This is a genomic window from Stenotrophomonas sp. CASM101 (assembly GCF_049384845.1).
Classification (GTDB): Bacteria; Pseudomonadota; Gammaproteobacteria; order Xanthomonadales; family Xanthomonadaceae; genus Stenotrophomonas; species Stenotrophomonas hibiscicola.
This window is the reverse complement of sequence record NZ_JBMRFR010000020.1, coordinates 21,249-44,202: the sequence shown is the minus strand read 5'-3', so window position 1 is coordinate 44,202 and position 22,954 is coordinate 21,249. Positions and strand designations below refer to the sequence as shown.

General features: G+C 66.0%; 23 protein-coding genes and 1 tRNA gene. 20 read left to right on the top strand and 4 right to left on the bottom strand.

All coding sequences use genetic code 11. From position 1 onward, the window contains the following. The first annotated feature begins 81 nt into the window (after positions 1 to 81). Genes surE through VG543_RS18980 form a run of 4 tightly spaced genes read left to right on the top strand, consistent with a single transcriptional unit; the run spans position 82 to position 2,950 of the window. Positions 82 to 861: a 5'/3'-nucleotidase SurE gene (surE, locus tag VG543_RS18995; RefSeq protein WP_019658877.1), complete on the top strand. Its 780-nt coding sequence runs from the start codon at positions 82 to 84 to the stop codon at positions 859 to 861. Continuing rightward, complete coding sequence (locus tag VG543_RS18990) at positions 858 to 1,535, top strand: protein-L-isoaspartate(D-aspartate) O-methyltransferase (RefSeq protein WP_423177378.1); 678 nt, start codon at positions 858 to 860, stop codon at positions 1,533 to 1,535. The genes surE and VG543_RS18990 overlap by 4 nt, the downstream gene beginning before the upstream one ends. Before the next feature lie 18 nt (positions 1,536 to 1,553). Continuing rightward, complete coding sequence (locus VG543_RS18985; protein ID WP_021204087.1) at positions 1,554 to 2,168, top strand: YqaA family protein; 615 nt, start codon at positions 1,554 to 1,556, stop codon at positions 2,166 to 2,168. Further along, positions 2,165 to 2,950 carry a peptidoglycan DD-metalloendopeptidase family protein gene (locus tag VG543_RS18980; RefSeq protein ID WP_171952214.1) on the top strand — a complete coding sequence of 262 codons (786 nt, stop codon included), beginning with the start codon at positions 2,165 to 2,167 and terminating at the stop codon, positions 2,948 to 2,950. Before VG543_RS18985 ends, VG543_RS18980 begins: the two co-directional genes overlap by 4 nt. A 139-nt stretch (positions 2,951 to 3,089) precedes the next feature. Here VG543_RS18980 and VG543_RS18975 read toward each other — a convergent pair whose 3' ends face one another. Together VG543_RS18975 and yhbY are read right to left on the bottom strand one after the other, a co-directional pair. Next, entirely contained in the window at positions 3,090 to 3,464 is a 375-nt protein-coding gene (locus tag VG543_RS18975; protein ID WP_058980129.1) for an Mth938-like domain-containing protein, read from the bottom strand. 13 nt (positions 3,465 to 3,477) lie between these two features. Then, positions 3,478 to 3,783, bottom strand: a complete 306-nt coding sequence (gene yhbY / locus VG543_RS18970; RefSeq protein WP_005416037.1) for a ribosome assembly RNA-binding protein YhbY — start codon at positions 3,781 to 3,783, stop codon at positions 3,478 to 3,480. A gap of 65 nt (positions 3,784 to 3,848) precedes the next feature. Here yhbY and rlmE point away from each other — a divergent pair, with 65 nt between their 5' ends. The 15 genes from rlmE to VG543_RS18895 all read left to right on the top strand — a co-directional run bounded on the left by rlmE (position 3,849) and on the right by VG543_RS18895 (position 19,208). After that, positions 3,849 to 4,481, top strand: a complete 633-nt coding sequence (rlmE, locus tag VG543_RS18965) for a 23S rRNA (uridine(2552)-2'-O)-methyltransferase RlmE (protein WP_005409014.1) — start codon at positions 3,849 to 3,851, stop codon at positions 4,479 to 4,481. A gap of 69 nt (positions 4,482 to 4,550) precedes the next feature. Continuing rightward, a complete protein-coding gene (ftsH, locus tag VG543_RS18960) occupies positions 4,551 to 6,485 on the top strand; it encodes an ATP-dependent zinc metalloprotease FtsH (RefSeq protein ID WP_058980127.1) in 1,935 nt (644 codons plus the stop codon). Between the two features lie 101 nt (positions 6,486 to 6,586). Further along, positions 6,587 to 6,772 carry a hypothetical protein gene (locus tag VG543_RS18955; RefSeq protein ID WP_019658870.1) on the top strand — a complete coding sequence of 62 codons (186 nt, stop codon included), beginning with the start codon at positions 6,587 to 6,589 and terminating at the stop codon, positions 6,770 to 6,772. A 588-nt stretch (positions 6,773 to 7,360) separates the two neighbouring features. After that, positions 7,361 to 8,257 (top strand): dihydropteroate synthase, encoded by an 897-nt coding sequence (gene folP / locus VG543_RS18950; RefSeq protein WP_423178922.1) that lies wholly within the window; start codon positions 7,361 to 7,363, stop codon positions 8,255 to 8,257. Beyond that, positions 8,257 to 9,210, top strand: coding sequence for a tRNA (adenosine(37)-N6)-dimethylallyltransferase MiaA (gene miaA, locus VG543_RS18945; RefSeq protein WP_423178923.1), 954 nt, complete (start codon positions 8,257 to 8,259; stop codon positions 9,208 to 9,210). Before folP ends, miaA begins: the two co-directional genes overlap by 1 nt. A 96-nt stretch (positions 9,211 to 9,306) precedes the next feature. Next, positions 9,307 to 9,582 carry an RNA chaperone Hfq gene (hfq, locus tag VG543_RS18940; protein ID WP_004152891.1) on the top strand — a complete coding sequence of 92 codons (276 nt, stop codon included), beginning with the start codon at positions 9,307 to 9,309 and terminating at the stop codon, positions 9,580 to 9,582. A gap of 14 nt (positions 9,583 to 9,596) precedes the next feature. Then, positions 9,597 to 10,907 (top strand): ribosome rescue GTPase HflX, encoded by a 1,311-nt coding sequence (gene hflX / locus VG543_RS18935; protein ID WP_005412934.1) that lies wholly within the window; start codon positions 9,597 to 9,599, stop codon positions 10,905 to 10,907. Between the two features lie 119 nt (positions 10,908 to 11,026). After that, positions 11,027 to 11,521 (top strand): CinA family protein, encoded by a 495-nt coding sequence (locus VG543_RS18930; protein ID WP_005409020.1) that lies wholly within the window; start codon positions 11,027 to 11,029, stop codon positions 11,519 to 11,521. Between the two features lie 34 nt (positions 11,522 to 11,555). Next, positions 11,556 to 13,238: a 2-polyprenylphenol 6-hydroxylase gene (gene ubiB / locus VG543_RS18925; RefSeq protein ID WP_423178943.1), complete on the top strand. Its 1,683-nt coding sequence runs from the start codon at positions 11,556 to 11,558 to the stop codon at positions 13,236 to 13,238. 210 nt (positions 13,239 to 13,448) lie between these two features. Beyond that, entirely contained in the window at positions 13,449 to 14,084 is a 636-nt protein-coding gene (gene lexA, locus VG543_RS18920; RefSeq protein WP_005412936.1) for a transcriptional repressor LexA, read from the top strand. Positions 14,085 to 14,288: 204 nt separating this feature from the next. Further along, positions 14,289 to 15,326 (top strand): recombinase RecA, encoded by a 1,038-nt coding sequence (recA, locus tag VG543_RS18915; protein ID WP_423178944.1) that lies wholly within the window; start codon positions 14,289 to 14,291, stop codon positions 15,324 to 15,326. Positions 15,327 to 15,436: 110 nt separating this feature from the next. Next, the gene (gene recX, locus VG543_RS18910) at positions 15,437 to 15,928 is read left to right on the top strand and encodes a recombination regulator RecX (protein ID WP_021202260.1); all 492 of its coding nucleotides are present in this window, start codon (positions 15,437 to 15,439) and stop codon (positions 15,926 to 15,928) included. Positions 15,929 to 16,037: 109 nt separating this feature from the next. Continuing rightward, positions 16,038 to 18,686, top strand: coding sequence for an alanine--tRNA ligase (gene alaS, locus VG543_RS18905; protein WP_111104585.1), 2,649 nt, complete (start codon positions 16,038 to 16,040; stop codon positions 18,684 to 18,686). 147 nt (positions 18,687 to 18,833) lie between these two features. Continuing rightward, positions 18,834 to 19,037 carry a carbon storage regulator CsrA gene (csrA, locus tag VG543_RS18900; RefSeq protein ID WP_004152909.1) on the top strand — a complete coding sequence of 68 codons (204 nt, stop codon included), beginning with the start codon at positions 18,834 to 18,836 and terminating at the stop codon, positions 19,035 to 19,037. 78 nt (positions 19,038 to 19,115) lie between these two features. Continuing rightward, positions 19,116 to 19,208, top strand: a tRNA-Ser gene (locus VG543_RS18895). 95 nt (positions 19,209 to 19,303) lie between these two features. Here VG543_RS18895 and VG543_RS18890 read toward each other — a convergent pair. Beyond that, positions 19,304 to 19,759, bottom strand: coding sequence for a DUF4189 domain-containing protein (locus VG543_RS18890; RefSeq protein WP_423178924.1), 456 nt, complete (start codon positions 19,757 to 19,759; stop codon positions 19,304 to 19,306). Between the two features lie 114 nt (positions 19,760 to 19,873). After that, positions 19,874 to 22,204 carry a TonB-dependent receptor gene (locus VG543_RS18885; RefSeq protein WP_423178925.1) on the bottom strand — a complete coding sequence of 777 codons (2,331 nt, stop codon included), beginning with the start codon at positions 22,202 to 22,204 and terminating at the stop codon, positions 19,874 to 19,876. Positions 22,205 to 22,425: 221 nt separating this feature from the next. Here VG543_RS18885 and VG543_RS18880 point away from each other — a divergent pair, with 221 nt between their 5' ends. After that, on the top strand, positions 22,426 to 22,908 hold the full coding sequence (locus VG543_RS18880) for a LuxR family transcriptional regulator (RefSeq protein ID WP_423178927.1): 483 nt from the start codon (positions 22,426 to 22,428) through the stop codon (positions 22,906 to 22,908). Positions 22,909 to 22,954 lie beyond the last annotated feature (46 nt).

Genomic DNA, 22,954 nt, shown 5'->3' with positions numbered 1-22,954 from the left:
CCGCAGGGGAGCGCGGCGGTCCCGCCCACACTGCACGGTGACGGAATCGAATTCTTGGAAAATCAAGCGGTTAAATCGAAGATGCGAATCCTGGTCAGCAATGACGATGGTGTCGACGCTGCAGGCATCCGGATGCTTGCCTCGGTCCTGCGCGAGGCTGGGCACGAGGTTACGGTGGTCGCACCCGACCGCGATCGCTCCGGCGCCAGCAACTCGCTGACGCTGGATCTGCCGATACGGCTCAAGCGCATCGACCATTACACCGTCTCGGTGGCCGGCACCCCGACCGACTGCGTGCACCTGGCGCTGACCGGCCTGCTTGAATTCGAACCCGACATTGTCGTGTCCGGCATCAACAACGTCGCCAACCTCGGTGATGACGTGATCTATTCCGGCACTGTTTCGGCGGCGATGGAAGGTCGCTTCCTGGGCCTGCCCGCCGTGGCGGTGTCGCTGGTCAGCCGCAACCACGATCCGAAGCACTACGAAACCGCTGCGCGCGCCGCGGTCGAGATCGTTGCACGGCTCAAGGCCGACCCGCTGCCGGCCGACACCATCCTCAACGTCAACGTGCCGGACCTGCCGTGGAGCGAGGTCAAGGGCTTCGAGGTCACGCGCCTCGGCAACCGCCATCGTGCCGAAGGCTGCATCGCGCAGAAGGATCCACGCGGCAACGAGGTGTACTGGATCGGCCCGGCCGGCCGCGAGCAGGACTCCGGCCCGGGTACCGATTTCCACGCCGTGCGCACCGGCCACATCTCGATCACGCCGATCCAGGTCGACCTCACCCGCTACCAGGCGCTGGAGAAGGTGGCCAGCTGGGTCGGCGGCCTCAGCGCAGCCCTGGACCAGCCGGCATGAGCCCACGCCTGCGCCTGCAACCGGAAGCTGTGGGTATCGGCATGACCTCGCAGCGCGTGCGTGACCGTCTGGTCGACCGCCTGCGCGAAGCCGGCATCGTCGACGAGCCGACCTTGAACGCGATCCGGGTGGTGCCGCGCCATCTGTTCATCGACGAAGCGCTGGCCTCGCGTGCCTACGAGGATACCGCGCTGCCCATCGGCCACGGCCAGACCATCTCTCAACCCTGGGTGGTAGCGCGGATGACCGAAGCGGTCCTCCAGGTCGCGCCCAAGCGCGTGCTGGAAGTGGGCACCGGTTCCGGGTACCAGGCCGCCATCCTCGGTGCGCTGGGCCTGGAGGTCTACACCGTGGAGCGCATCGGCGACCTGCTGCGCCAGGCGCGCAAGCGCTTCCGTGCGCTGGGCATGAACATCCGCACCAAGCATGACGACGGTCGCGTCGGCTGGGCCGAGCACGGTCCCTTCGATGCCATCGTGGTCACTGCGGCGGCGCCGGCACTGGTCGACGCGCTGATCGAGCAGCTGGCCGAGGGCGGCCGGCTGTTGGCGCCGGTCGGTGGTCCCGGGGCGCAGTCGCTGGTGCAGCTGGACCGCAAGGCCGACGGCAGCATCGAACAACACGTGCTGGCGCCGGTCACCTTCGTGCCGCTGCTGTCTGGCATGCTCGACTAATCCACGGAGCAGGGTTGCATGAAGATTTTCGGGCCGCTGTACGAGCGGGCGATGAAGTGGGCGGCGCACGAACGCGCGCCGACCTACCTGACGGTGTTGAGTTTCTTCGAAGCGATCATTTTCCCGGTGATGCCGGAGGTGATGCTGGCGCCGATGTGCGTGGCCCAGCCCAAGCGCGGCTGGTGGTTCGCCACCCTCAGCCTGGCCGGCTCGATGCTCGGCGCGCTGGTTGGCTATGCACTGGGTCACTACGCCTTCGAGGCGATCAAGCCGCTGTTCGAAGCGCTGGGCATGCTGCCGGCGATCGAGCAGGGCATCACCACCGTGCAGGCGAAGATGGCCGAGTCGCCCTGGGCGGTGTTCACCTTCCTGGTGCTGGGCGGATTCATGCCCATCCCGATGAAGGTCTTCACGTGGGCATCGGGTATCGTCGGCGTACCCATGCCGCAGTACCTGCTGAGCATGCTGATCGGTCGCGGCAAGCGCGTGTTCGTGCTGGCCGCGGTCATCCGTATCGGTGGTGCGCGTGCCGAAGCCGCACTGCGTCGCTGGATTGAACCGCTGGGCTGGATCGCCACTGCGCTGGTGGTGGTGCTGATCGCCTGGCTTGTATGGAGGTCGAAGTTCGCATGAGTCCTGATCGTCTGAGCAAGGGAGTGCGCATCTGCGCGCTGGCGTTGCTGGTTTCCACCCTGGCCGCCTGCGGTACCGCCACCGTGGTCCGCCCGGGAGGCGGCAGCGCCGGTGGCGGCGTGAGCACGCCGAAGACCTCGGTGCCCAAGCCCGGGCAGACCGTGGTGGTGCGCAAGGGCGACACCATCTATGCGCTGGCTCGCATCCATGACATCACCCCGGCCGACCTGATCGCCTGGAACCGCCTGGACAATCCGTCCACCATCTACCCCGGCCAGGTGATCCGCCTGTATCCGCAGGGGGCCACCAGCGGCCGTGCGCCGACCACGGTGGTCACTGCGCCGCGCCAGGGTGGCGGCAGTGCTGGCAGCACCGCACCGACGACGGCGCCGGTGGGGCCGGTGAAGAGCAACATTGCCTGGCGTTGGCCGGCCGACGGCGCGATTGTCGGCCGCTACGTGGCCGGTGACGCGACCAAGCAGGGCGTGGACATCGCCGGTACCAGCGGCCAGCCGGTAAAGGCCGCCGCCAATGGCGTGGTGGTGTATTCCGGTGCCGGCCTGGTCGGCTACGGCGAACTGATCATCATCAAGCACAGCGACCAGTGGCTGTCGGCCTATGGTCACAACCGCAAGCGCCTGGTCAATGAAGGGCAGAGCGTGAAGGCTGGCGAGCAGATCGCCGAAATGGGCCGCACCGGTGCGAACCGCGACATGGTCCACTTCGAGATTCGCTACAACGGCAAGCCGGTCGATCCGCAGCAGTATCTGCCGGCGCGCTGACGCAGGCAGAGACGGGTAGCGCCGGGCCGTGCCCGGCGGCTTTCCGCGCCGCGATGCGGCGCCGCCCGAGCACGGGCTCGGGCGCTACAGAGTCAAGTGTGATCCAGGGTAGCGCCGGGCCATGTCCGGCGGCACCACGTCAGCCTTCGAGAATGAAGGCGGCGGCGACCTTGCGGCCTTCGCCGGCCAGGATGTTGAACGTACGCGCGGCGGCTGGATTGTTCATCACTTCCAGGCCGATGCCGCGTGACAGGCAGGCGGCCATCACCGCCGCCGGCGGGAACACCTGACGGTCACCCGTGCCGAGCACGATCAGCGCCGGGTTCAGCGCCAGGATCGGCTCCAGGTCAGCCAGCTGCAGCGCAGTGGCGCTCACCGCCGGCCATTGCGTGACCAGCTGGTCCGGGGTCAGGAAGAAACTGCTGCCCAGCACCTGGTCATTGACCTTGGCCGAGCGGCCATCGGCGGCGCGCAGGCTGTAGGCGTAGTCGGGCGGTTCGTGGTTCAGCTGCATGACGGTAGGGCGATCAGCCGCGCGGCAGCACGATCTGGCGCTGTTCCCTGCTCGGGCGGTACAGCACGGCGACGTGGCCGATGCGCTGCACCAGAGCGCTCTCGGTGGCTTCGACGATCTCGCCGATCATCACGTCACGGGCGTCGCGATCCTCGGCAGCGACCTTCACCTTGACCAGCTCGTGGCGCTCCAGCACTTCGTTCAGCTCAGCGATGAAGGCCGGGGTCACACCCTTGCCGCCGGTCTGCAGCAGGGCCTTCAGGTCGTGGGCTTGGCCGCGCAGGAAACGGGTCTGGGAAGCGGTCAGGGCGATGGACATGCAGGAAAAGACGGTTGAATGGGGCGATCAGGGTATCATGAGGACCCCATCAGCCCCTATTTTCAATGGCTACCCGCAGCAAAAGCAGCCAGCGCTGGCTCAAGGAACACTTCTCCGACCCCTTCGTGAAGAAGGCCCAGGCCGAAGGCATGCGCTCGCGTGCCGCCTACAAGCTCGAAGAGCTGCTGGAACGTGACCGGTTGCTGAAGCCGCACATGGTGGTGGTCGACCTCGGCGCGGCCCCGGGCGGCTGGTCTCAACAGGTGCGGAGACAGATCGGCGATACCGGCCGGGTGCTGGCCCTGGATATCCTGGACATGCCGCCGCTGGCCGGCGTGGAGTTCCTTCATGGTGACTTCAGGGAAGAAGCCGTCCTATCGCAGTTTGAAGCCATGCTCGGGGATCAGCCGGTAGACCTTGTGCTGTCGGACATGGCCCCCAATAAGAGTGGTGTGGGTGCGGTCGACCAGCCGCGGATGATGCACCTGGCGGAGCTGGCCCTGGATTTTGCCGACAACCACCTCAAGACCGGTGGGGCGTTCCTGATCAAGCTGTTCCAGGGTGAAGGCTTCGACGACTACGTGCGCGACATGCGCCGCCGGTACGACAAGGTCTCCATCCGCAAGCCGGAAGCCTCGCGCAAGCGCTCTCCCGAGGTGTATGCCTTGGGTCAGGGAAAACGCGCCCACATGAAGTAAGCTCGCAATGTACGCAAGTTCGACCCCCACGCAACGCCAGCACTGAGAGGAACACCGGAGCCAATGAGGATGAACGACTTGACCAAGAACCTCCTGCTATGGGTGGTCGTCGCCGTCGTGCTGATGGTGGTCTTCCAGAGCTTCTCGCCGAAGTCCTCCGGAGCCGGCGCGCAGGGCGCGTCGTACTCGCAGTTCCTGGACCAGGTGGACAGCGGCAACGTGCAGAAGGTCGCCTTCGGCGGCGACATGCGCGGCGGCACCAGCCAGCTGACCTACACCACCCGCGGCGGGCAGACATCCACCATCACCGCACCGTTCGATCGCGACCTGATCAACGTGCTGCGCACCAAGAACGTGGAGATCGTGCAGGAGGAGCCGTCCAGCGGCATTTCCCTCGGCGCGATCCTGATGAATTTCCTGCCGGTCATCCTGATCATCGGCTTCTGGTTGTTCATCATGCGCCAGATGCAGGGCGGCGGTGGCGGTGCCAAGGGCGCGATGTCCTTCGGCAAGTCGCGCGCCAAGCTGCAGGGCGAGGACCAGATCAAGGTCACCTTCGCCGACGTCGCCGGCTGCGACGAGGCCAAGGAAGAAGTGGGCGAGCTGGTCGACTTCCTGCGCGACCCGTCCAAGTTCACCAAGCTGGGCGGCAAGATTCCGCGCGGCGTGCTGATGGTGGGCCCGCCGGGTACCGGCAAGACGCTGCTGGCCAAGGCCATTGCCGGCGAAGCCAAGGTGCCGTTCTTCTCGATCTCCGGTTCGGACTTCGTGGAAATGTTCGTCGGCGTCGGCGCCAGCCGCGTGCGCGACATGTTCGAGCAGGCCAAGAAGCATGCCCCGTGCATCATCTTCATCGATGAAATCGACGCTGTCGGCCGCCACCGTGGCGCCGGCCTGGGCGGCGGCCACGACGAGCGCGAGCAGACCCTGAACCAGCTGCTGGTCGAGATGGACGGTTTTGAAGGCGGCGAAGGCGTGATCGTGATCGCCGCGACCAACCGTCCGGACGTGCTGGACCCGGCGCTGCTGCGCCCGGGCCGTTTCGACCGCCAGGTCGTGGTCGGCCTGCCGGACGTGAAGGGCCGCGAGCACATCCTGAAGGTCCACATGCGCAAGCTGCCGCTGGCCGACGACGTCGAGCCGATGGTGATCGCGCGCGGTACCCCGGGCTTCTCCGGCGCCGACCTGGCCAACCTCTGCAACGAGGCCGCCTTGTTCGCTGCGCGTGGCAACGAGAAGGAAGTCCGCATGGACCACTTCGACCGTGCCCGCGACAAGATCCTGATGGGCGCCGAGCGCCGCTCGATGGCCATGAGCGAAGAGGAGAAGACCCTCACCGCCTACCACGAAGCCGGTCACGCCATTGTCGGCCGTCTGGTACCCGAGCATGATCCGGTCTACAAGGTCACGATCATTCCGCGTGGCCGTGCGCTGGGTGTGACCATGTACCTGCCGGAAGGCGACAAGTACTCGATGAACCGCGTCGCGATCCAGTCGCAGCTGTGCTCGCTGTACGGCGGCCGCGTCGCCGAAGAGCTGATTTTCGGCGAGGACAAGGTCACCACCGGTGCCTCCAACGACATCGAGCGTGCCACCAAGATGGCCCGCAACATGGTTACCAAGTGGGGCCTGTCCGAGCAGCTGGGTCCGATCGCGTATGGCGAAGAGGACGATGAGGTGTTCCTGGGCCGGTCGGTTACCCAGCACAAGAGCGTGTCCAACGACACGGCGCGCCGTATCGACGAGGAAGTGCGCAATATCCTCGACAAGGCCTACGCCCGTACTACCCAGCTGCTGACCGAGAACATCGACAAGCTGCACGCGATGTCCCAGCTGCTGCTGCAGTACGAGACCATCGACGCGCCGCAGATAGACGCGATCATGGAAGGCCGTGATCCGCCGCCACCGGCGGGCTGGAGCAAGTCGAACAAGGACGGTGGCAACGACAAGGGCGGCGACGCCCGTCCGCTGCCGCCGATCGCGGGCCCGGCCGAATCGCACTGACGGCCCGCTGCAGGTGCACCAGACGAGGCCGGGGCAACCCGGCTTCGTCGTTTCCGGGCCACTGGCCCATCCCGAAGATCCGATCTGACGCTGGAGCCCGCATGTCCGCCCCGAAGCCCGAACCTATTTCCCACACCGCTGAAATGGTCATCGCCACCGTGGTCGGCGTGGGTGTGGGCCTTGGGGCCGACAACCTGCTGCTGGGCTGCGTGGTGGGTATCGGTGTCGGCATTGTGCTGAGCATTGCCAGGACCCTGTACGTGGACCGCAAGCGCCGCCGCCACTGAGGAGGGGCGGCAGGGCTGCGCCCTGCACCCGTGGTAGTGCCGGCCGCTGGCCGGCAACCTCAACAGCAACAGCGGGCTTTCCGTAGGATGGCGGGGCGGTGTCGGAGTGCGGGGACGCTGCAAGTACGTCCCTGCAAGCTTGGCAGCCGCATCCATGCGGCTGACACCCCGCCCTCCGACACCGCCCCACCTCTGACAGATTCCTGCTGCTGTTGGTAGGTGTCGACCTTGGTCGACACGTAGATGCACGCCATGCGTGGATGAATCTCCATCTAAATCGAACATCTCGATATCCGGGAGATCTGAGCCGAGCATGGCTCGGCTCTACAGAAAACAAGGCCCGACAGATCGTGGAAATCTGTCGAAGGCGGGGTGGGTCCGGTTGCGGGGGCGTGAGCCGCATGGATGCGGCGACCGAGCTTACATGGACGTACTTGCAGCGGCCCCCGCAACCGGACCCACCCCGCCTACCCTCAGGAAACCAGCCTCTGCTGTTGCTTGGGCTTTTGCTGTGGCCGTTGCCTCTGCGGGTGCAGGGCGCCGCCCTGCCGAACTAAACTACCTGCCGTCGTCCCAGCAGGATTGCCCATGTTCGATACCTCGCCCCAGCTCGATTGCGCCGGCCGCATCCTGCGCCTCGACCGTGCCCGGGTCATGGGCATCGTCAACGTCACCCCGGACTCGTTCTCCGATGGCGGCGCGCACGACACCACCGAGGCCGCGGTCGCACATGGCCTCAAGCTGGTCGAGGAGGGCGCGGACCTGCTGGACATCGGCGGCGAATCGACCCGCCCGGGCGCCGCGCCGGTCTCGATTGAACAAGAGCTGCGCCGGGTGATTCCGGTGATCGAGCAGCTGGCCGCACGCACCCGGGTGCCGATCAGCATCGACACCTTCAAGCCGGAAGTGATGCGCGCGGCGGTGGCGGCTGGCGCCTGCATGATCAATGACATCTACGGCCTGCGTCAGGAAGGGGCGCTGGACGCCGCCGCTGCAACCGGCGTGCCGGTGGTGCTGATGCACATGCAGGGCGAGCCGGGCCACATGCAGGCCGATCCACATTACGACGATGTGGTCGCCGAGGTGCACGGCTTCCTGGTCCAGCGCCTGTTCGCTGCCGAGATGGCGGGCATTGCGAAGAAGAACCTGCTGATCGATCTCGGTTTCGGTTTCGGCAAGACCACTGCCCACAACATGACCCTGCTGGCACGCTCCGAGCGGTTCCTGGAGCTGGGCGTGCCGATGCTGGCTGGCCTGTCGCGCAAGCGCAGCCTGGGCGAACTGACCGGTCGCGACACGCCGTCCGAGCGCGTGGCCGCCTCGTTGGCTGCGCACCTGATCGCGGTGCAGCGTGGCGCACGCATCGTGCGCGTGCATGACGTGGCCGCCACCGTCGATGCGCTGAAGATCTGGCAGGCCGTCGAGGTCGTGCCAACGCCGCGCGCCGACGCCACGCCGACGATCCGCTGGCCGGACGAAGACTGATGGACATCGACCGGCGGCCACTGGCGATCGCCGTGATGGGGCCGACCGCCAGTGGCAAGACCGCCACCGCGATCGCCCTTGCGAAGCAGCTGGATGGCGAGATCGTCAGCGTCGATTCGGCGCTGGTCTATCGGCATCTGGATATCGGCTCGGCCAAGCCGAATGCGGCCGAGCGGGCGCAGGCGCCGCACCATCTGCTGGACCTGCGCGATCCGTGGCAGACCTATTCGGCGGCCGAGTTCGCCGCCGATGCCGGCCGCGTCGTGGCCGACATCGTGGCACGCGGCAAAACGCCGATCCTGGCAGGTGGCACGGGGCTGTACTTCCGGGCCCTGCTGCAGGGCCTGTCGCCGATGCCGGAGGCCGACCCGGTGATGCGCGAAGCACTCAGCACCGAGGCGGCCGAGCGGGGCTGGGCGGCACTGCACGCCGAGCTGGCCAAGGTCGACCCGGCCGCCGCCGCACGTATCCATGCCACCGACCCACAACGCATCCAGCGGGCGCTGGAGGTCTATCGCCTCACCGGCACGCCGATCAGTGAATGGCAGCGCCGGCCGGGCGTCGCGCCGTTGCCGGTGCGCACCCTCAAGCTGATCCTCGCCCCGCGTGACCGCGCGGTACTGCACCAGCGCATCGAGGCGCGCTTCGACGCCATGCTGGCGCAGGGCTTCCTGGACGAGGTGCGGGCATTGCGTGCAATGCCGGAAATGACCGCCGTGGCGTCGCCGCTGGACCTGCCCGCGGTGCGCGCGGTTGGCTATCGCCAGGCCTGGGAATACCTGGACGGGGAGGGCGATGCTGCCCGTTTCCGGGACAAGGCCATCTTCGCCACCCGGCAGCTGGCCAAGCGCCAGCTGACCTGGCTGCGCGGCGAGCTTGATGCGCGCTGGTTCGACCCCCATGTCGATGGGGAGCGCCTGGCCGGCGCGGTGTCGACCTTCGTCGCACGCTGAACCCCCGCCAGCCGTGTAACATCATCGGTCGGCGGGCGGCTCGGGGGCCGTGGCAACCGTCGGCAAACCAATAAGAACAATAATCAGGAGTGTGCAATGTCCAAGGGGCAATCGCTGCAGGATCCTTTCTTGAACGCACTTCGGCGCGAGCGCGTGCCGGTTTCGGTGTACCTGGTCAACGGCATCAAGCTGCAGGGCACGATCGAGTCGTTCGACCAGTTCGTGGTCCTGCTGCGCAACACGGTCAGTCAGATGGTCTACAAGCACGCCATTTCCACGGTCGTTCCGGCACGTAACGTGAAGGTCGGTCCGGGCGGTGGTTACGTGCAGTCCGGTGAAGGTGGTCAGGCAGGTGATGAAGCAGACGAGTAAGACCGGAGCGGTGAATGTTTGACCGCTCGAAAAAGGGCGAACACGCCCTGTTGATCCAGCCCCATTTCGGCAAGCTGGAAGACGATGTGCTGGAAGAATTCGGTGATCTGGCCCGCTCGGCTGGGGCCAGCATCGCCGCGACGATCACTGCGCGCCTGGACCGACCGAATCCGTCGACCCTGATCGGCAGCGGCAAGCTGGACGAGATCAAGGCTGCGGCCGACGCCAGCGGTGCCGACCTGATCCTGGTCAATCATGCGTTGAGCCCGGGCCAGGAGCGCAACCTGGAACGGTTCCTGGAGCGCCGGGTGATCGACCGTACCGGCCTGATCCTGGATATCTTCGCCCAGCGTGCGCACAGCCACGAGGGCAAGCTGCAGGTCGAGCTGGCGCAGCTGCGGCATCTGGCCACGCGGCTGGTGCGCGGCTGGACCCACCTGGAGCGCCAGCGCGGTGGTTCAATTGGCCTGCGCGGCCCGGGTGAAACCCAGCTGGAAACCGACCGCCGCCTGCTGCAGAAGCGGGTCGAGCAGTTGCAGAAGCGCCTGGAAAAGGTGGAAGTGCAGCGCACCCAGATGCGTCGTGCGCGTGTGCGCAGCGAGCTGCCCCGTGTGGCACTGGTGGGCTACACCAACGCCGGCAAGTCGACCCTGTTCAACGCCATGACCGGCGCCGAGGCCTATGCCGCCGACCAGCTGTTCGCCACGCTGGATCCGACCGTGCGCCGCATCGCGGTGCCGGGCGGCAACGTGGTGCTGGCCGACACCGTTGGCTTCGTCCGCGACCTGCCGCATGACTTGGTCGCTGCGTTCCGCTCGACCCTGTCCGAGGCGCGCGAGGCCGATTTCCTGCTGCACGTGGTCGATGCTGCCGACCCGCACCGCGAGGAGCGCATCGCCCAGGTGGACGAAGTGCTGACCGCAGTCGGTGCCGGCGATCTGCCGCAGCTGCTGGTGTTCAACAAGATCGACCGCATTGACGGCGCCGACGTGCGCCACGACGGCCAGGACGGTATCCCGGACGAATCGCGTCGCGAGCGGGTGTGGATTTCCGCGCGTGACGGTCAGGGCTTGGAGCTGTTGCAGGCGGTGCTGGGCAAGCGCCTGGGCCTGCAGCATGTCACCGGCGAACTGCGTCTTCCCCCGGATGCAGGCCGCCTGCGCGCGCGCCTGCACCAGCTGGAGGTGATCCGCAGCGAGCAGGCCGATGAGGATGGTTGGCTGCTGCAGGTCGACCTGCCGATCGCCGAAGCCGAAAAGCTGGCCGCCAGTGCCGATGGCGCCCCGATCCGCGCGCTGCTGCCGGAAAAACTGCCGGAGTGGTGAGGTAGCGACCGGTGCCCGGTAGTGCCGGCCGCTGGCCGGCAACGCAACCGTGCCGGAGGGGCGCGACATCCGCCTGTCATCTGCGGTACAACGTGGTTCTTCACCCCACCGTCATGCCGATGTCCATCCCCACCGACGCCGATCTCAATGCCCAGTCCGCCGCGCTCGGGCAGCGCCTGCAGCAGGCCTCGCTGCAGCTGGTGACCGCCGAAAGCTGCAGTGGTGGCTGGATCGCCAAGTGCATGACCGACATTGCCGGCTCGTCGGCGTTCTTCGACTGCGGCATGGTGGTCTACAGCTACGAAGCCAAGCAGCGCCTGCTCGGCGTGCGCGCGCAGACCCTGGAGCAGTTCGGTGCGGTCAGCCGCGAAACCGTGCTGGAAATGGTCTCCGGCGCGCTGGTCAATTCCGGTGCCGGCATCGCCGTGGCGGTGACCGGCATTGCCGGCCCCGGTGGCGGGAGCCCGGACAAGCCGGTCGGCAGTGTCTGGATTGGCTGGAAGCGCCGTGGCGGCTATGCCCGCGCCGAGCTGTTCCAGTTCGATGGCGACCGCGAAGCCATCCGCCGGCAAACCGTGGCGGCGGCATTGCGCGGTATCGACGCCCAGCTGTGACATGCTGCTCCGGTAATCGTCCGGAGCACGCATGATGTGGGAGACGCTGGGTACTGTCCGTGACCTGGGCCGACTGCAGGAAATCGCCGTCGTCCTGATCCGCTATGGCTTCGGCGACGTGGTGCGGCGCATCGGCTTGGCCACCACGCTGGAGCGGGCAGGGCGCCTGCTGCACTGGAACGAGGACCGCCAGGAACTGCTGCGGATGACCGCACCGGTGCGCGTGCGCAGTGCGATGCAGGATCTCGGCCCGACCTTCGTCAAGCTCGGCCAGGTGCTGGCGACGCGCGTTGACCTGCTGCCGCCGGAATGGATCGCTGAACTGTCCGAACTGCAGAACGCGGTGCCGGCGCTGCCGTACGCGGATATCCGCGAGCAGCTCGAAGCCGACCTTGGCGCCTCGCCGACGGAGGTGTTCGCCTTCCTCGATGAAACCCCGATGGCCGCCGCCTCGCTGGCGCAGGCCCATCGCGCCCGGCTCCACGATGGCCGTGAGGTGGTGCTGAAAATCCGGCGGCCCGGCATCCGCGATGTGGTCGAGGCCGATCTGCGGCTGCTGGCCCGCCTGGCCGAGATTGTCGAGGCGCGGCTGCCGGACCTGCGCCGCTATCGTCCGGCCGAGGTCGTGCAGCAGTTCACCGTGTCGCTGCGACGCGAACTGGATTTCGCCGCCGAATGCCGTAACGCCGAACGCATCGCGCGCAACTTCAGCGGCCGCGACGACATCCTGATTCCCAGCGTGCACTGGCAGTGGACCTGCGAAAGCCTGAACGTGCAGGACTTCGTCGACGGCATTCCCGGCCGTAACCTTGCCGGTGTCGATGCGGCCGGGCTGGACCGCCGCGAACTGGCCCGGCGCGGCGCCGGCATCGTGTTGAAGATGGTGTTGGAGGACGGCAGCTTCCACGCGGATCCACACCCAGGCAACATCATCTACCTGCGCGACGGCCGCATCGGCGTGATCGATTTCGGCATGGTCGGCGCGCTGTCCGAGGTGCGCCGCTTCCAGGTCGCGCAGCTGCTGCACGGGCTGGTCGGGCAGGACCCGCAGGGCGTGGCCGACGTGTTGCTGGACTGGGCCGGTGGCGTGGAGGTGGACGAGAACCGGCTGCAGCACGACATCAGCCAGTTCGTCGACCAGTACCGCGGCGTGCCGCTGAAGGACCTGCGTATCGGCCTGATGCTGGGCGATATCACCCAGCTGCTGCGCAGCTACAGTCTGACGTTGCCGGCCGATCTGGCGCTGATGATCAAGGCCTTCCTGACCCTGGAAGGCATGGGCCGCCAGCTCGACCCGGATTTCGACATGGCCAGTGCCGCGCGCCCGTTCCTGGAGCGGGTAGTGCTGCAGCGCTATGCGCCCAGGGCGCTGCTCAAGCGTGGCCGCCGCAGCCTGCTGGGGCTGGTCGACTTCGCCGGTGAGCTGCCGCGCGACCTGCGCAAGCTGGTGCAGGCGGCGCGCCGCGGACGACTGCAGCTGAAGGTCGAAACCACCGCGCTGCAGGGCTTCGGCGAACAGGTGAACCGTGCGGCAAACCGGCTGGTGGTAGGCGTGATCACGGCTGCCCTGATCATCGGCTCGTCGATCGTGATGCACAGCGTCGGCGGGGTTTCCAGCCGCTGGCTGCTGGCGCTGGGCGTGTGCGGCTTCATCGGCGCCGGCTTCTGTGGTGTGTGGATCCTGTTCTCCATATGGAGGAGCGGCAAGCACACATAGTGTGCTTGCCGCAGCGGTTCCCCCATCGGAACCGTGGAATCGCTGCGCGATTCCTGTAGGGCCGACCGCTGGTCGGCTGCTCTTGCTTTTGCCTTTGCCGCCCGGCCATTGGCCCAACTGCCGAGCATGGCTCGGCACTACAGATCCCCATCACCTGTTTGTCGTACCCGGCACTTGCAGTTGTGTGCGTTAGTAGTAATACTACTAACCATGGACCTGACCGACACCCAGCAGGCGATCCTGCAGTTGATCGCCGAGCGTATCGAGAGCGAAGGCGCACCGCCCTCGCAGACTGAAATCGCACGTGCGTTCGGCTTCAAGGGCGTGCGCGCGGCCCAGTACCACCTGGAAGCCCTGGAGCAGGCCGGTGCGATCCGTCGCATCCCGGGCCAGGCCCGCGGCATCCGCCTGGTGCAGGCGCCGCCGGTCGAGAAGCTGGCCGAGCCGGGCCTGCCCGACAGTGTGCTGCGACTGCCGGTGCTGGGCCGGGTTGCGGCCGGCCTGCCGATCGGCGCCGACATCGGCTCGGACGATTTCGTGGTGCTGGACCGGGTGTTCTTCTCGCCGGCGCCGGACTACCTGCTGAAGGTGCAGGGCGATTCGATGATCGACGAGGGCATCTTCGACGGTGACCTGATCGGTGTGCACCGCACCCGCGACGCCCATTCCGGGCAGATCGTGGTGGCGCGCATCGATGACGAGATCACGGTCAAGCTGCTGAAGATCGCCAAGGACCGCATCCGCCTGCTGCCGCGCAATCCCGATTACAAGCCGATCGAGGTGCTGCCGGACCAGGATTTCGCGATCGAGGGCCTCTATTGCGGCCTGCTGCGGCCCAACCGTTGACCCGTTCCATAGCGCATTACCCCGCGGTCTTTTGTGGCGATTCTCTGGTTCCACTGAGGTTGGTACGGATGTCCGATAATTCTTTTCAGAGCGCCGGGCAGAATCTCAGCCTGTGCGATACGTCCGACTTAAAGTGAACCCATGGCAAAGAAGACCCCCAAAGACAGCACCCCCAACGACATGACCTCTGCAAGGACCAATACGATGGACGAGAACAAGAAGCGCGCCTTGGCTGCTGCTCTGGGCCAGATCGAGAAGCAGTTCGGCAAGGGCTCGGTGATGCGCATGGGTGACCGCGTGGTCGAGCCCGTCGAAGCCATCCCGACCGGTTCGCTGATGCTCGACATCGCACTGGGCATTGGCGGTCTGCCGAAGGGCCGTGTCGTTGAGATCTACGGGCCGGAATCCTCGGGCAAGACCACCCTGACCCTGCAGGCCATCGCCGAGTGCCAGAAGATGGGCGGTACCGCAGCTTTCATCGACGCCGAGCACGCGCTGGACCCGATCTATGCCGCCAAGCTGGGCGTGAACGTGGACGACCTGCTGCTGTCGCAGCCGGATACCGGTGAGCAGGCGCTGGAAATCGCCGACATGCTGGTCCGTTCGGGCTCGGTCGACATCCTGGTGGTCGACTCGGTCGCCGCACTGACCCCGAAGGCCGAAATCGAAGGCGAGATGGGTGACCAGCTGCCGGGTCTGCAGGCCCGCCTGATGAGCCAGGCGCTGCGCAAGTTGACCGGCAACATCAAGCGCTCCAACACCCTGGTGATCTTCATCAACCAGCTGCGCATGAAGATCGGCGTGATGATGCCGGGCCAGAGCCCGGAAACCACCACGGGCGGCAACGCGCTGAAGTTCTATGCCTCGGTCCGCCTGGACATCCGCCGTATCGGCGCGATCAAGAAGGGTGACGAGATCATCGGCAACCAGACCAAGATCAAGGTGGTCAAGAACAAGCTGGCGCCTCCGTTCAAGCAGGTCATCACTGAGATCCTGTACGGCGAAGGCATCAGCCGCGAGGGCGAACTGATCGACATGGGCGTGGATGCCAAGCTGGTCGAAAAGGCCGGCGCCTGGTACAGCTACGGTGAAGAACGCATCGGCCAGGGCAAGGACAACGCCCGCGGCTACCTGCGCGACAACCCGACCGTCGCTGTAAAGCTCGAGGCAGAACTGCGCGAGAAGTTCCAGCCGGCCGAAGCGGCCCGCGAAGATGGTGACGACGAAGGCGACGACGAGTAAGGCTTGCTGTGGGGCAGGGCGGCGCCGTCAGTGACGTCGCCCTGTCCCGCAGGTTCGAATCGCCCATGGATGGGCTGGGTGCCACGGATGGCGCCACCCTTGGAGTACCCATGTCCGACGCCGAAGACATTCCGACCGGCCGCAAGCGCCGACCGCGTGAGCAGACTCCCGTGCAGCGGGCGCTGGGCCTTCTGGTCCGCCGCGAACACTCGCGCAAGGAACTCACCCGCAAGCTGACCGCCCGTGGCATTGAAGACGAAGCCGCGCAGGCCGCTGTCGCCAAGCTGACCGAGGCCGGCTGGCAGGACGACACCCGCTTCGCTGAGAACCTGGTGCGGATGCGCGCCAACACCGGCTATGGGCCGATCCATGTCCGCGCCGAGCTTGGCACCCACGGCCTGGACAGTGCCGCGATTGCCGCAGCGATGGACAGCTACGAAGGCGACTGGCAGGAAAATGCTCGCGATCTGGTCCGCAGGCGCTTTGGCGAGGCCGGCCCGCAGGACCTGGCGCAGCGGCGGAAGGCCGCCGATCTGCTGGCCCGACGGGGCTTCGACGGCGACAGCATCCGCCGCGCGACCCGCTACGACCCGGATGACTGAGACTGGCGGCGCCGGGCCTGATACCCTTTAGGTTTTCGGCGGTCCCTCGCGACCCTGGCCAACGCGGCCGGTGGTCCGGGTCCGCCGGCCCGCAGACTGCCAGCCCCCAATGAACGCATCCGCCAAATTCACGACTTCCCAGATCCGCAGCGATTTCCTTGAATTCTTCAAGGGCAAAGGCCACACCATCGTGCCGTCGGCGCCGCTGGTGCCGGGCAACGATCCGACCCTGCTGTTCACCAACTCCGGCATGGTGCAGTTCAAGGACGTGTTCCTCGGCGCGGAAAAGCGCAGCTACGTGCGCGCGGCCGATGTCCAGCGCTGCCTGCGCGCGGGCGGCAAGCACAACGATCTCGACCAGGTTGGCTACACCGCACGCCACCACACCTTCTTCGAGATGCTGGGCAACTGGTCGTTCGGCGATTACTTCAAGAAGGACGCGATCGCCTGGGCCTGGGAGCTGCTGACCCAGGTCTGGAAGCTGCCGGCCGAGCGCCTGCTGGTTACCGTGTACCAGACCGACGACGAAGCCTACGAACTGTGGCGTGACATGGTCGGTGTGCCGGAAGAGCGCATCGTGCGCATCGGCGACAACAAGGGCGCACCGTTCGCCTCGGACAACTTCTGGCAGATGGCCGACACCGGTCCGTGCGGCCCGTGCACCGAGATCTTCTATGACCACGGCGACCACATCGCCGGTGGCCCCCCGGGTTCGCCGGATGAAGACGGCGACCGCTTCATCGAAATCTGGAACCTGGTGTTCATGCAGTTCGACCGCCAGCCCGACGGCACCCTGGTGCCGCTGCCGGCGCCGTGCGTGGATACCGGCATGGGCCTGGAGCGACTGGCGGCGATCCTGCAGCACGTTCACACCAACTACGAGATCGACCTGTTCCAGGCGCTGATCCGCAAGGCCGCCGAGCTGACCGGCACCGCCGACCTGGAAAACAAGTCGCTGCGCGTGATCGCCGATCACATCCGCGCCTGTTCGTTCCTGATCGTCGATGGCGTGCTGCCGTCCAACGAAGGCCGTGGCTACGTGCTGCGCCGTATCATCCGCCGCGCCCTGCGCCACGGCTGGATGCTGGGCGTGCGGCAGCCGTTCTTCAGCAAGCTGGTGCCGACCCTGGTCGAGCAGATGGGCGAGGCCTATCCGGAACTGCCGGCGGCGGTGGACACCGTCACCCGTGCGCTGCAGGCCGAAGAAGAGCGTTTCGCCGAAACCCTCGATGCCGGCATGAAGATCTTCGAGGACGTGGCGGGCAAGGCCAGCAACGGCGTGATCCCGGGCGTTGACGCCTTCCGCCTTTACGACACCTACGGTTTCCCGCTCGACCTGACCCAGGACATCGCCCGCGAGCGCGACCTGACCGTCGACATCGCCGGCTTCGACGCCGCAATGGAGCAGCAGCGCGAGACCGCACGCGCAGCCGGCAAGTTCGGCGGCGGCGTGACCCTGCCGGCCGAGCTGGTGGCAACGCTCAGCCCGACCCTGTTCCTGGGCTATGACCGCCTGCAGGCCGACGGCCTGAGCGTGCTGGCCCTGCTCAAGGACGGCCGTCCGGTGCAGTCGGCCGATGCCGGTGATTCGGTCATCGTGATCACCAACCAGACCCCGTTCTACGCCGAATCCGGCGGCCAGGTCGGTGACACGGGCGTGCTTGCCGGCAACGGCGTGCGCCTGGTGGTGGAAGACACCCAGAAGTTCGCTGGCCAGTTCCATGGCCACGTCGGCACCCTGTCCGACGGCGGCCTGAAAGTGGGCGATGTGCTGTCCGGCCAGGTCGATGGCGAGCGCCGCGGCGCCACCATCCTCAACCACTCGGCAACGCACCTGCTGCATGCCGCCCTGCGCGAAGTGCTGGGCACCCACGTGCAGCAGAAGGGCTCGCTGGTCGCGCCGGACCGCCTGCGTTTCGACTTCTCGCACTTCCAGCCGATCAGCGCGGAAGAACTGGCGCTGATCGAGCGCAAGGTCAACCAGCAGGTACGCGCAAACAACGCGGCCGAAGTCCACAACATGGGCATGCAGGAAGCGCTGGACTTCGGCGCGATGGCCCTGTTCGGCGAGAAGTACGGCGAGCACGTGCGCGTGCTGAAGATGGGTGACTACTCCACTGAGCTGTGCGGTGGTACCCACGTCAACCGTACCGGCGACATCGGCCTGTTCAAGATCACCTCCGAGGGCGGTGTCTCGGCCGGCGTGCGCCGTATCGAGGCGGTCACCGGCCAGGGCGCCCTGGATTACGTGGACGCCGAGGAGGCCCGCCTGGCCGAAGCCGCTGAACTGCTCGGCGGCAGCGCCGCCGACGTGGTCGAGAAGATCCGTGCCCTCGGCCAGCGCCAGAAGCAGCTGGAGCGCGAACTGGAGGCCGTGAAGGCCAAGGTCGCCGCCGGCGCCACGGCCGACCTGTCCGGCCAGGCCGTCGAGGTTGCCGGCGTGAAGGTGCTGGCCGCCCGCCTGGAGGGCTTCGACGCCAAGGCCCTGCGTGACGCCATGGACCGCCTCAAGCAGCAGCTGGGCGACGCGGTGATCGTGCTGGCCGGCGCCCAGGACGGCAAGGCTGCCCTGGTTGCGGGTGTGAACGGCAGTGCAATGGGCAAGGTCAAGGCCGGGGAACTGTTGTCCCATATCGCTAGTCAGATCGGGGGCAAGGGCGGCGGACGCCCGGACCTCGCCCAGGGTGGTGGCGAGGACGGGCCCGCCCTTGCCACTGCACTGGCTGCAGTCGTCGAATGGGTCAGCCCCCGCCTGTGATGAACCTGGCCGTCCCCCTCCTTGTAGGAGCGGGACGGCTGACGGTACCATTGCGAATCTTTTCCCTTTGTCGTGGTAGCGCTTCTTGACGGAGCGTCAAGCCGGTGGGGGATACCCTTCCACACGGTTCCATGGAGACTTACAAAAATGTTGATCCTGACTCGCCGCGTCGGCGAAACCCTGATGATCGGTGACTCGGTGAGCGTCACCGTGCTTGGCGTCAAGGGTAACCAGGTGCGTATCGGCATCACCGCGCCGAAGGACGTCGCTGTGCATCGCGAAGAGATCTATCAGCGCATCCAGCGTGGTGATGAAGCCGGTGGCACCGGCAGCGAAAATTCTGCCGAATAACGCTTTACCTTCGCACTCGATTAACGTTATGATTCACGCCCCGCTGAGGTGCAACGCACCAGACGCGGAGAAAACCCCGGAGTGATGCCCGAGTGGCCGAAGGGGCTCCCCTGCTAAGGGAGTATAGGGTCAAAAGCTCTATCGAGGGTTCGAATCCCTCTCACTCCGCCAGATACAAAGAAGCGCCTGCAGATCCTCGATCTGCAGGCGTTTTTCTTTGTTCAACGCGGTAACACACGGCCGCGCCGCACGGGCGTTGTGCAGGCCTAGTGGGTGGTGCCAGCCGCGTCCTGCCCGACTTCGGGCGAGGAATAGAGCCTGGGCTCCGGCACCGCATGACCCGGATGAGCGGGCGGCGCAATGCCGCTTGGCGTTTCGCGCCAGAGAATTGCCAGTGTGCAGTCATTGGCACGTTGCCTGCACATTCTTTCTGCTTTGCGTTGTGCGGCGTCCGCCGTCTTTTCCCCAAGTGCAAAGCCCATGGCGACGGTGCCGGTAGCGATCGCCGAATATCCCATCGCGGTAGTCGTGGCAGTCTGCGCGCAGTTGCGGGACCGAACGGCGCAGTGCTGCAGTGCGCGCTGCATCGCAGCCGACAGCGTGCTGTGGTTCATGGCGTAGCCGTAGCGGCCATCGTCGTCGTAGACGATGGCGGAGGCCGCGTTGGCGCCGGCTGACAGGCACAGCAACAGGCCAAGTGACAGGGGGCGCATCCAGTTCATTCCCATCTCCATTTTCTGCTGATGGTGGATCAGACCGGGTTTGAAGCGCAACGTTGCCGCCACTACGCCGAGCCCGCAGTTCATCGAACCGCGGGCGGCGCCATCGGTTGACCGTCAGAGCCTAACCGTCACCCCCACCTGGAAACCACGCCCCGGCAACGGCGCGATGTACTTCAACGGCGAGTTGTGCGGGCGTGCTTCTTCATTGAGCAGATTGCTGCCGTTGACGAACACCTCCATGCCGGCGATGTAGCTGTTGCGTACCGGCAGCTCACGGCTGACCTGCAGGTCGACCAGGTTGAAGGCATCCAGTGGCACTTCCTCGCTGACGTTGCGGCCGAGGTACTTCTGCGTGTCGTAGTAGGTGCTCGACAGCTGCGCCTTCCAACCCTCGCGTTGCCACTGCAGATTGGCGCCGTAGCGGTTGGTCGGCATGTTCGGCAGGTACTCGCCGTCGTTGTGGGCACGCAGCGAATCGGGGTGATCGGCCTTGTTCTTCACCAGGTCGGCGAAGGCGGAGATGTTCAACGTGCCATAGCGGCCAAGGTCCAGGGCCTGCGATGCGTCGATCTCGAAGCCCTTCACCGTGGTGTCGGTCTGCTTCCAGTATTTCAGCGGCAGGCGGTTGGCGGTCTGCACGCCCGAGTAACCCAGGTACAGATAGTTCTCGTACTTCATCCGATACGCGGTGGCCGACAGTTCGAACCCTCCGATATGGAACAGGCCGGTCAGCTCCAGGTTTTTCGCGCGCTCGGGCTCGAGGTTCTGGTTGCCTTCTTCCTGGGTCATCACCGAGTAGTGCGCGTTGCTCGCATACAACTCATTGATCTCCGGTGCGCGCTGCGAGGACGAGTAGCGCACCTTGGCGGCGAACAACGGACCGAGCTCGACATACGATCCCAAGCTGTAGCTGTTGAGCCGGTAGTCGCGGTCCTGCAGTTTCGTGTTGGCGGCATTGCGCGCGGTCTTGAAGCGGCTTGGTTGCAGGTCATGGTCAACGCGCTCGTGGCGCACGCCAGCGTCGAAACTGGCCCAGCCGAAGTCCAGCGTCTCCTTCAGGAACATCGCGTTGCTGCGGGTGTCGACGTCAGGCAGGTAGCGCAGCGAGCCGCTGCCGGTGACATCACGCGACTGGTGGCTGTAACCGAGCAGGCCGCTGAGCGGACCGACACGCTGATGGCTCAACAGCAGTTCGGCCTGGGTGCTCTCGAAATCGTAGTCGTTGGCCCGGGTGGCACCCAGCCGTTCGCCCGAAGTGTTGTCCAGCTTCGAAACACGCAGTTCGGCGCGCTCGAACCACGGCAGCGGATCACGCAACAGGGCTTCCAGTGCGTAGCGTTCCTGCTCGATCACTACGCCCACCGGCAATGCGTTGGCGTAGTTGGAACCGAACGACAGGTTCTGCATCGAGAACCCGGGCACGCCGTATTCGCTGTCCTTGGCATCGATGCTGACACCCACGTAACCACGGTCGAAGAACAGGGTCGACCCGAACGCCACCTGCGAATTTCTCGCGTAGCTGTTGCCCAACCGGTGATGGTAATCGGGCGTCACGTCGTTGTTGATCTGCTTCTGCACGTACGAAGGCGTGCCGGGTACGTAGGCCGGGTTGACCGGATTGATGTAGGTGCGGCGCTGCCAGACCGAAGTCGGATTGTTGGTGTAGAAGGAGAAATCGCCGTCGGCCCAGTCCGGGTTCTCGGTCATGAACTGGTCGATGTAAGGTTGCGAGGCCTTGTTGTAGATCTGCTGGACGCGCGCCTCCTTCTGGCAGCTGTCGGCCAGCGCCGAGTTGACGCCGCCGGTCGGCGGAAACAGTCGGGTGTTGCAGACACTGGCCTTGCTGTTGCCGGGGATGTCGTAGTGCGAGATGCGCTGGCGCGAGACCTGCAGGTTGGTCGAGAGGTCGCGCTGATTGTTGAAGTTCATGCGGAAGCCCTGCGCGTCGGCGGCATTGAAGCCCTTGCGCAGGACCAGTTCCATCGACTGGTCCTTGTCTTCCATGCTGCGCGGGATCAGGCCCGGATCGATCTCCACGCTGCCTCCGATCGCATTGCCGCCGTAGCGCACGGTGTCGGAGGACTTGTTGACGGTCACACTGCGTACGAACAGCGGATCGAACGGAATGTTGATGTCGCCGCTGATCGCGTTCATGCCGAGGATGGACTGGCCGTCCTGCAGGATCTGCACGCGGTTGCCGCTGAGGCTGCGGATGACCGGAGCGCCCGCGTTTGGCCCGAAGGCGCTGCTCTGCACGCCGGAGACGTGTTCGAGCAGGCCGCCGAGGGTGCGGTTCTGCGCATGTGGGTTGTCGACAGTGACCCGGGTATCGATGCGCGAGGGCTGGGAGGCCTGGACCTGGAGGGTGGGGAGGGTGGGTTCGTCTGCGGCCTGGGCGGTGTGGACGGCGAACAGAATGGCAGCAGCAAGCAGATGGCGACGCATGACACGCTCCGTGAAGATTACGTGAAATGTTATAACGTAACTATTGCGGGCAACAAGGGCGTTTTGGCTCTAGTCGCGAGGCCGAACGCACGGGACGCGCGAATGAGGTTGCCGGCCGTTCAGCGCTCTGCCTTGTGCGGGGCGCCGATGCTGTGCACGATCCGGATGCTGCGCCCCACAGCGCTTCACGCAGCATCTTCTTCACGGAAACGGAGCAACGTATGAAGCTGCTGTCCGCTGTGTTTTTGTCTGCGCTTTCGCTGGCCGCCGTTCCGGCGCTGGCCGTGGAGGCTTCGCCCTCACCGCTGCTGGGACGCTGGTCGCTGGACATTGCCACCTCGGCGCTGCCCGAGGCGCAGCGCCCGAAACAGGTGGTGCTGGAATTCAAGGATGCCGGGGGTGGACGCTGGAGTTCGCACGTCGACATCGTGCTGCACGACGGCAGGACCATGAAGTCCGATGGCACGCTGTCCCTCGACGGTACGCCGGGGCCCTTGTCCGGCACCTACGGCGCGGACAAGGCCAACCTGAAACTGCCGGCGCCGAACACCCTGGTGATGCAGCTGGTGGACCACGACACGCCGGCCTCCACCCGCATCTATACCGTGGCGGCCGACCGTACGACGATGACCGAGACCAAGGCGTTCTACGGTCACGACGGTACGCCGATCCTGCAGACCAATCTGTTCAAGCGAATACCGTAGCGGCGCCGCCTGCACCACGCCCGCACAGCGGGCGTGGTGAATGCAG